Raw genomic sequence first — 9,310 nt, 5'->3', positions numbered from 1 at the left:
TTGTCAATCAAAAAGTACCAGGCATGGGAGTGATCAGGGGGAAAATTGAGGTACTTTTTCCCTGAAAATTAGGTAGTTGACCACCTGAAAATCGGTAAAACCCTACACCCCACACCCCACACCCCACACCCTACCCCCAGGGAAAACTTTTTCAGCAGACCCTAATTAACAATAATCTCGTCGGTGCTGTCAGGTTGGTTCATTTCTGTTAGGGTTTGCCAACCTGATTGCCAGAGATTCGCGTCTTGCAACTGTTTAGCATTAATCCAGAAGCGGACGGTCGGATCGCAGGAAGCGACCAATTCCGCAAAAACCCATTGACCGCGATTTTGACGATTGACCACTTGAAAATGTCGCCAGCCCCATGTTTTTTGTTTTGCCGTCCATTTTGACCCCAAGAGATGGGGATACTTCTGTTTTTTGGGCATAAAAGTTAAGACACCTGAGTTCTGGATAGGCTAAAACCCTTATATTATCCTAGTCTGCCAACCCGATTCTTTTCCCGGAGCGATCGACTCGATGACAAACTGAAAAAAAGCCAGCAGAACAAAAGTCAAATTATCGGGGCGCTTAAGTGCGCCCCAGTTTTGGCTAATAACCGCGCCAAACACCAACCAAAACCCCTTGTACTTGTACTTGTTCGGTATTGGCTGTAATTGGTTGATATTTTTGATTGGAGGGTTGGAGAGTGATGATTTCTCCTTCTTGGTAGAAACGTTTTAAAGTAGTGCCGTGGCCTTCCACTCTAGCGGCGACGATTTCCCCATTGGACACCGCTTCATTGCCGGTGAGAGAACGCATAATCACCAGATCCCCATCGGCAATATGGTCCTCGATCATACTGTCTCCAGAAACCCGCAGAGCATAACAGTCTTGACTGCGTTGAAACAGGTTAGAAAGATCGAGTTTTTCTTCCACATCGGTGAAGGGTTCCACTAAACCACCTGCAGCGATCGCACCTAGAACCGGTAAACCTTGCACTGGTTGTTTGAGAATCCGCAGGGTGCGTGCTTTTCCTTCTGTCCAATCAATATAGCCTTTGGCGCGTAAACGTTCTAAACGGCTTTGAATCGGTGCGGGAGACCGTAAATTCATCGCTCGCATCATTTGCCGGATGGAAGGGGCGTGCTGAGTAGTGCGAATGTACTCAATTAGCCAGTCGTACAACTCCTGTTGCGCTTGAGTAAGGGATTCGAGGTTAGTCATGATCTATTTTCCTATCCTTGGGTTAAGATAATTTGTACTTTAGTTCATTTGTGTTTAACCTAGTACATCTTAACTTCATCGGCCGACTAAATCAACTGGTTATTAGATCTCTGGCAACAATCAAAAATTGTCGTGGTTGGTTAGGAGACTCCGAGACAGCCTTGAATCAGTTATCAGTTAGGGACTTGCGTGGGAATAATATCCCAATCGATCGGAGGGCGCAAGCTTTGCGCCCCTACAGTAACGGATTTTGTCCACAATGTAGGGGCGAACTGCGTTCGCCCAAAAGGTACATTATCAAAGCGCAAGTCCCTTATCAGTTATCAGATGCGAGTTACAGCGTTTCTCAGATAGATGAGGTTCGTTCTTGCGGCTACAATACTTGATTAGCAAGGGTTAATCTGTGCTTCACCTTTACGAGAAAGGCCGTATCGGTTCACTGATTACTGATTACTGTTCACTGATAACTGAAAAGTCTCCCTTCTCCCCACTTCATAATTCATAATTCCTTCTCCCTGTTCATAGACAGTCTTAACGAGTAATTTAGATAGTCAACAGCTTATCTTCTGACCTAGCACTTTTTTTAAAAAAGTATCATTAATTTTTATCTCAATTCTCAATATTAATTAACCCCAGGGTCGGTTGCTGGCAAACTCAGCAGCGTATTAAGAAAAAATAACGAATTGCTAGAAAGCCGAGAATCTGGATAATGATCGAGGTGGAGACAGAAAAATTGCTCTACTTAAGCCTGTCTGCCGTAAGCGTCCAATAGTAGATAGGGAGTCAAAAGCGACGCTCAAAGAAAATCCTTCGGTTGTCAGGGAAACGAGAGGATATTTAGTGCGAAATTGAGCCGTAAAAAAACTTAAAATCCCGACAAATATCGTAAAAACTAAGGGGAACACATGACCACAAAAACCTATGCAACCATAGATGGTAACGAAGCTGTTGCACGCGTTGCCTATCGTCTCAGTGAAGTGATCGCTATTTATCCTATCACTCCCTCCTCGCCCATGGGTGAATGGTCCGATAGTTGGGCAGCCGAACGCAGAGCTAATCTCTGGGGAACCATTCCTTCCGTAATCGAAATGCAGAGCGAAGGTGGGGCAGCGGGAACCCTGCACGGAGCGCTACAAACAGGCTCTTTAACTACTACTTTCACTTCCTCGCAGGGATTATTATTAATGCTCCCCAACTTCTACAAAATTGCGGGGGAATTAACCTCTTCAGTGGTCCATGTGGCGGCCCGTGCTTTAGCAGCCCAAGGATTGTCAATTTTTGGGGATCATAGTGATGTCATGTCTGCCAGAAGTACGGGTTGGGCTATGTTAGCAGCTAATTCGGTTCAAGAAGCTCATGATCTGGCGGCTATTGCCACAGCTACCACCCTAGAAACGCGGATTCCTTTCCTGCACTTTTTTGATGGTTTTCGTACCAGTCATGAGGTGCAAAAAGTCGAATTAATTAGCGATGAAATTCTCAAAGAACTGATAGATGAAGACCTAATTATTGCCCATCGTCAAAGAGCTTTAACTCCCGATCGACCGGTGTTACGAGGCACGGCACAAAATCCCGATGTTTATTTCCAGGCAAGGGAAAGCGTCAATCCTTTCTATTATGCTTGTCCCGATATCGCCCAAAAAATTATGGATCGTTTTGCCCAATTAACAGGAAGGCAATACCATCTCTATGAATACCACGGTGCGCCCGATGCCGAAAGAGTGATTATGTTAATGGGATCGGGAGGGGAAACCGTCCATGAAACCGTGGATTATCTCAATCAAAATGGGGCTAAAGTTGGGGTTTTAAAAGTTCGTCTCTATCGTCCCTTTGCCGCCGAAAAATTACTGGCAGCTCTGCCCACCACGGTGAAAAAAATAGCCGTTTTAGATCGCTGTAAAGAACCCGGTGCCGGGGGCGATCCGCTATATTTAGACGTGGTAAATGCCTTTATGGAAGAGTACGAAGGCAAGCTGCCGAAAATTGTGGGAGGACGCTACGGTTTATCTTCCAAAGAATTTACTCCAGCCATGGTTGCTGGCATATTTGATAACTTAAGTCTCGACAAACCGAAAAATCACTTCACTATCGGTATCGTTGATGATCTCACCTTTTCCAGTTTGGAATATGACCGCAGTTTTTCCACCGAACCAGACGAAGTAGTGCGGGCGGTTTTCTACGGTTTAGGTTCCGATGGTACGGTGGGAGCTAACAAAAATTCAATTAAAATTATCGGTGAAGATACCGATAATTATGCCCAGGGTTATTTCGTCTATGATTCCAAAAAATCTGGCTCCGTCACCGTTTCTCACCTACGCTTTGGACCCCATCCGATTCGCTCTACCTATTTAATCACTGATGCTAACTTTATCGCCTGTCATCAGTGGGAATTTATCGAACAATTTGATCTGCTAGAAACCGCTAAATCGAACTCAATTTTTCTCCTCAATAGTCCCTATCCACCGGAGGAGGTATTTAGTCGCTTACCCCGCCATCTCCAGCAAACTATCATCGATAAAAATCTGCAAGTTTATACGATTAATGCCACTCAAGTGGCCAAAGAAGCGGGGATGGGCAGTCGGATTAATACCGTGATGCAGGTGTGTTTCTTTGCCCTAGCGGGGGTTTTGTCTCGGGAAGATGCGATCGCACAAATCAAAAAAGCCATCCGCAAGACCTACGGCAAGAAAGGGGAAGAAATCGTGCAGATGAACATCAAAGCTGTGGATTCTGCCCTAGAACATCTCTATCAAGTCCCAATTCCCGCCACTGTCACCCCTGAAGCTTTTGAATTAAGACCACCAATTCCCGACAGCGCACCCACTTTCGTCCGAGAAGTCCTCGGCAAAATTATCGCCCGTCACGGGGATGAATTGCCCGTTAGCGCCCTTCCCAACGATGGTACTTACCCCACCGCCACTAGCCAATGGGAAAAACGCAATATTGCCCAAGAAATCCCCGTTTGGGATGCCGATGTCTGTGTTCAGTGCGGTAAATGCGTTCTTGTTTGTCCCCACGCCGTTATTCGCTCGAAAGTCTATGACGAGGCCGAATTAGCTACGGCCCCAGAAACCTTTAAAGTCGCTAATGCCAAGGATCACGACTGGAAAGGGCTAAAATTCACCATCCAAGTGGCCGCCGAAGATTGTACCGGTTGCGGTCTCTGTGTTGATGTTTGCCCCGCTAAAAACAAATCGCAACCACGTCTAAGAGCGATTAATATGGCTCCCCAATTGCCCCTGCGGGAACAGGAACGAGTTAACTGGGATTTCTTCCTTAATTTGCCTAATCCAGACCGATTAAGCCTAAATCTCAATAAAATTAACCATCAGCAAATGCAGGAACCTCTCTTTGAGTTTTCCGGCGCTTGTGCCGGTTGTGGTGAGACTCCCTACGTTAAATTAGTCAGTCAGCTATTTGGCGATCGCATGATAGTGGCTAATGCTACCGGTTGTTCATCTATCTACGGAGGTAATTTACCGACAACACCCTGGGCAGTTAACGCCGAAGGTCGCGGTCCGGCCTGGTCGAATTCCCTCTTTGAAGATAATGCCGAATTTGGCTTAGGATTCCGAGTTTCCATCGATAAACAGGCAGAATTTGCCGCCGAACTGTTAGGAACCCTCGCTAGTGAAATCGGAGAAAGTCTAGCGGCAGATATTCTCAATTGTCACCAAGTCGATGAAGCGGAAATTTACGAACAACGGCATCGGGTAGAGGCCCTAAAATCCCGTTTAGGGCAATTAACCCCGACCACGCAGGTGAAAATGTTGTTATCCGTGGCCGATTATCTGGTCAAGAAAAGCGTCTGGATTGTCGGGGGTGACGGTTGGGCCTACGACATCGGTTATGGTGGCTTAGATCACGTTTTAGCTAGTGGTCGCAATGTCAATATTTTGGTCATGGATACGGAAGTTTACTCAAATACGGGCGGCCAGGCCTCGAAAGCTACTCCTCGCGCCGCCGTAGCTAAATTTGCTTCTGGTGGCAAACCCAGCCCGAAAAAAGACCTCGGTTTAATGGCCATGACCTACGGTAACGTCTATGTGGCCAGCGTGGCTATGGGGGCAAAAAACGAGCAAACTATCAAAGCTTTCCTAGAAGCGGAAGCTTACAACGGGCCATCGTTAATTATCGCCTATTCTCACTGTATTGCTCACGGGATCAACATGACCACCGCCATGAACCATCAAAAAGAAGTGGTGGAAAGCGGTCGCTGGTTAATGTACCGTTATCATCCCGATTTAGCTAAAGAAGGCAAAAATCCCCTACAATTGGACAGCCGTGCGCCTAAGCTTACCGTAGCGCAAACTCTCTACTCGGAGAATCGCTTTAAGATGTTGGCCACCAGTAAGCCGGAGGAAGCTAAACGTCTGCTCAAAGAAGCACAAGCAGATGTGGATACGCGCTGGCAAATGTATCAGTATTTAGCAGCAAAAGGTACAGGGAGCAACGAATAGTTATGAATCTACACACTACCTACATGGGTTTGCAATTGCGATCGCCGTTAGTCATCGGTGCGGCCGCACCCTTGAGCGAGGATATCGACAATATCAAGAAAATGGAAGACTTCGGAGCCGCTGCCGTGGTTTTACACTCCTTTTTCGAGGAGCAGATTAAACACGAAAGACTGGCTCTACACCATCATTTTACCCACGGAGCCGAGAGTTTTGCGGAAGCTTTGACTTATTTTCCCGAACCGGAGGTTTTTCACGTTGGTTCCGACGAATATCTCAACCATATTCGCCAAGCCAAAGAAATGGTCGATATTCCCATTATTGCCAGTCTCAACGGTGAGACCTCTGGGGGATGGTTAGAGTATGCCACTCAAATTCAACAAGCGGGCGCCGATGCTTTGGAGTTGAATGTTTATTATGTTCCCAACGACCTGGAATTAACCGGAAATCACGTCGAACAAAACTATATTGATATCCTCAAAATTGTCAAATCGGAGGTATCAATTCCCGTCTCGATGAAGTTAAGTCCCTACTTTAGCAATACGGCCAATATGGCTAAACAATTAGCGGAAGCAGGGGCCGATGGGTTGGTATTATTTAACCGTTTCTATCAGCCGGATATCGACTTAGAAACCTTAGATGTTCACCCCAATATTATCCTCAGTAATCCCCAAGCAATGCGTTTACCCCTGCGCTGGATTGCCATGCTTTACGGTCGTGTACCGACGGATTTTGCCGCTACCAGTGGTATTCATAACGCCATCGACGTGATCAAAATGATGATGGTGGGGGCAAAAGCGACCATGTTAGTTAGTGTTTTATTACGCCACGGTTTGGAGGAAATTACCAAGATCGAACAGGGTTTATTGCATTGGTTGGAAGAAAATGAGTACGAATCGATCGAGCAGTTAATTGGCAGTATGAGTCAAATGAATTGCCCAGATCCGACCGCTTTTGAACGGGTACAGTACATGAAAGCTCTGCAAAGTTACGAACCTGTTTGGAAACGTTTTCAAACCACCAGCAAATAAAAGTGGGAAGTGGGAAATTATGAATTATGAATTATGAATTGGGGAGTGGGGAGCAGGGAGAATAAATAAAAATAATCTCCTGACTCCCGACTCCTGACTCCTTAATACTGACTCCCGACAACGAAAAAAAAATCCTGGAGGATATAACCATGAACGAGAATCAAAAGAAAAAAATCGGCATTCTGACCAGTGGTGGCGATTGCCCGGGGTTAAATGCGGTAATTCGTGCCGTGGTGAAATCATCAAAACTAAAGGGTTGGGATGTGTACGGCATTCCCTACGGGACCGACGGTTTTATGCAGATTGCCGAGGGAAAATATCACCCCCAAGATTTAATCCTGACTCAGCATGGCTATAACCTACCCGGGGTCTTGAAAGGATTAGACGTTTTGCAGTTTCTTAGTGGTAGTGTTTTGGGTTCTTTGAGCAAAGGACATCCCGAAAACCCAGAAATTGCCACGAAAATCCTGCAAGGATACGAAATGCTGGGATTAGATGCCCTGATCGTCGTTGGGGGCGATGGGAGCATCGATATCATCTACGATCTCGCCCAGAAAGGCAACTGGAATATTATCGCGGTTCCCAAAACCATCGATAATGACGTTCCCTATACGGAATGGTCCGTCGGTTTTACCACTGCCGTGGATATCGTCACTCAAGCTTTGTATGATCTCACCTTTACCGCCGCTAGTCACGAAAGGGTGATGATTGTGCAGGTGATGGGTAGAGATGCCGGTCATTTAGCCCTTCATGCCGGAATTGCCGGGGGGGCCGATGCGATTTTTATTCCCGAATTAACCCCGGCTCTCACTCCCGAAATTATCGACGGTTGTTGTCGTCATTTGGCAGAATTACGCGCTCAAGGTCGTAAATTCGCTCTCATTGTCATTTCTGAGGGTGTTAAAAACGAAGATAACCAAAAAGAGAAGTATATTGCCGATTATTTAGAAAAATTAATATTTGACAAAACTCGCTCTTTGTGCGTTACCGATCCCGTCTTCTGTTATCTCAATTCCATGGATGTGCGGGCCATGTCTTTGGGACACCTGCAAAGAAGTCGTCCTCCTTTGGCCATGGATCGACTGTTAGCCACGGCCTTCGGCATTAAGGCCGTAGAATTAATCGAACAGGGTAAACTCGATCGCGTGGTGATTTGGCGCGGGGGACAAGTGCGTAGTTTGCCCCTGAAACCAGTGATCAAAATTATCAAACAATGTCATCAAGAGCATCGCTGTGCCTATCCCGTGGATCCTGATGGTTTTATCGTCAAAACAGCCCGTTCTTTGGGAATTTACCTAGGGGAAAATACCACAACTGAGACGGCAGTAGTTCCGCAAGCTGTGGAGGCGTTGGTTTAGTTATAATAAAGCGAGAAGGGTTGCTAATACTTTCTCGCTTTTTTAATTGGTTAAGATATTTAATTCTGCTAATTTTACTTGCAATAATTTACTGTATTTTATGGCTTTTCTCAGTAATCTGTCATCGGTGGTTAACAATACGTCTATTCTAGCATATTCAGCGCAAGCGATATGAAAAGAATCATAAAGATCAAATCCTAAATATATAACCAATACTGTTTAACTGTTGTCCCATTCTTCATCACTAATACCCGCTTGTTTGAGAATTTCCTTAACTAAATCTGTAGAGATTTCTTGATTTCCATGAGGGTTAGGGATGCGAATTTTATGTTGACCCTTTTTCATAAATTGATGTTTACTACCAGAAAAAGGTCCTGTGTAACCTAAAGCTTTCAATTTTCTGATTAATTTTCTGCGAGAAATTGCTGATGGCATAACTAAACTTCTGCAACTGTTGTAACTTTAATTTCTAATCCATCTATGATAGGTAAAGGGTCGCCATCTTGTAATTTTAAAATGATCCATTCTTCTAGAACTTCTAGTAAGTCTTGACGGCATTCTTCAACGGTCAATCCATTTCCCCAAACGCCTTGAAAGCCTTCTATTTCAGCAAACCAAGTACCGTCATTTAGCCTTTTGTATTGTGCTTTTTGTAAAGCTTTTTCACAATAATTGAGTAAGATCATTTTCTTCTCTAAATCTCCATAATATGTAACTATATTATCACTTCTCCTCACCAATCCCATCACACAAATGTCTATCCTCCTCCTTAACGCCAGAATTAGGATTGTGCAAATAAACCCGCACCCAATCGCAACTACGCCCCATTAAAGCGTTTAAGTCCTGCATTGTCCTACAATCTTTCTGTATTGTCCTACAACTCTTCTGCATCGCCCTATAATCCTTCTGTATCCTCACAAAGAAGTCTAAACCAAGATTAACGTGATTTTAGGATTAACTGGATTATTTACTTGGAAACTCCTGACAATCTTTTAAGATTGAGCATCCTGAAAATCCTCTAATCCTCAAAATCCTGATACTGACGATTTACCCCCAATCCCATCACACAAATGCCTATCCTCCTCCCTAACACCAGAATTAGGATTGTGCAAATAAACCCGCACCCAATCGCAACTACGCTCCATTAAAGCGTTTAAGTCCTGCATTGTCCTACAATCTTTCTGTATTGTCCTACAACTCTTCTGCATCGCCCTATAATCCTTCTGTATCCTCACAAAGAAGTCTAAACCAAGATTAA

7 protein-coding genes are annotated in these 9,310 nt (G+C 45.0%); 3 read left to right on the top strand and 4 right to left on the bottom strand.

Annotated elements, in window-relative coordinates; all coding sequences use genetic code 11:
• Positions 1-161: 161 nt before the first annotated feature.
• Positions 162-428: a TIGR02450 family Trp-rich protein gene (locus IM450_RS22115; RefSeq protein WP_002800208.1), complete on the bottom strand. Its 267-nt coding sequence runs from the start codon at positions 426-428 to the stop codon at positions 162-164.
• A gap of 163 nt (positions 429-591) precedes the next feature.
• The gene (gene lexA / locus IM450_RS22110; RefSeq protein ID WP_002800210.1) at positions 592-1,206 is read right to left on the bottom strand and encodes a transcriptional repressor LexA; all 615 of its coding nucleotides are present in this window, start codon (positions 1,204-1,206) and stop codon (positions 592-594) included.
• A 905-nt stretch (positions 1,207-2,111) separates the two neighbouring features.
• Here lexA and nifJ point away from each other — a divergent pair.
• The 3 genes from nifJ to IM450_RS22095 all read left to right on the top strand — a co-directional run bounded on the left by nifJ (position 2,112) and on the right by IM450_RS22095 (position 8,052).
• Positions 2,112-5,666, top strand: a complete 3,555-nt coding sequence (gene nifJ / locus IM450_RS22105; protein WP_287667838.1) for a pyruvate:ferredoxin (flavodoxin) oxidoreductase — start codon at positions 2,112-2,114, stop codon at positions 5,664-5,666.
• Positions 5,667-5,668: 2 nt separating this feature from the next.
• The gene (locus IM450_RS22100) at positions 5,669-6,694 is read left to right on the top strand and encodes a dihydroorotate dehydrogenase-like protein (RefSeq protein ID WP_287667840.1); all 1,026 of its coding nucleotides are present in this window, start codon (positions 5,669-5,671) and stop codon (positions 6,692-6,694) included.
• A gap of 149 nt (positions 6,695-6,843) precedes the next feature.
• Positions 6,844-8,052 (top strand): ATP-dependent 6-phosphofructokinase, encoded by a 1,209-nt coding sequence (locus IM450_RS22095; RefSeq protein ID WP_069474679.1) that lies wholly within the window; start codon positions 6,844-6,846, stop codon positions 8,050-8,052.
• 219 nt (positions 8,053-8,271) lie between these two features.
• Here the strand turns inward: IM450_RS22095 and IM450_RS22090 are convergent, their stop codons facing one another.
• Positions 8,272-8,487 carry a type II toxin-antitoxin system HicA family toxin gene (locus IM450_RS22090; protein ID WP_002738249.1) on the bottom strand — a complete coding sequence of 72 codons (216 nt, stop codon included), beginning with the start codon at positions 8,485-8,487 and terminating at the stop codon, positions 8,272-8,274.
• 2 nt (positions 8,488-8,489) lie between these two features.
• Positions 8,490-8,738: a type II toxin-antitoxin system HicB family antitoxin gene (locus tag IM450_RS22085; protein WP_002736552.1), complete on the bottom strand. Its 249-nt coding sequence runs from the start codon at positions 8,736-8,738 to the stop codon at positions 8,490-8,492.
• Positions 8,739-9,310: the final 572 nt, after the last annotated feature.

Origin of the sequence: Microcystis sp. M083S1 (assembly GCF_020246405.1) — a bacterium.
Lineage (GTDB): Bacteria > Cyanobacteriota > Cyanobacteriia > Cyanobacteriales > Microcystaceae > Microcystis > Microcystis aeruginosa_C.
This window is presented reverse-complemented; position numbering and strand designations above follow the sequence as displayed.